General features: G+C 64.1%; 1 protein-coding gene. It reads left to right on the plus strand.

Translation table 11 applies throughout. The features are described 5' to 3' along the window. Positions 1-209 (plus strand): hypothetical protein (locus AF337_RS39255; RefSeq protein WP_152971382.1); only part of this gene is annotated, 209 nt, incomplete at both ends.

Here is a 209-nt window from a genome sequence, read left to right on the forward strand (position 1 = left end):
GCCCAGTATCGACCGGACGGCAAAGCTCTTCATCGGTGGCAAGCAGGCGCGCCCGGACGGCAATTATTCCCGTGTCATCACCTCCCCCAAGGGCAAGGCGATCGGTGAGGTCGGCGAAGGCAACCGCAAGGACATCCGCAATGCAGTGGTTGCCGCACAGGCCGCCTCCGCCTGGTCGAATGCGACCACGCATAACCGCGCCCAGATTC

The sequence above is a fragment of the Rhizobium ecuadorense genome (assembly GCF_001187535.1).
GTDB classification, from domain to species: Bacteria; Pseudomonadota; Alphaproteobacteria; order Rhizobiales; family Rhizobiaceae; genus Rhizobium; species Rhizobium ecuadorense.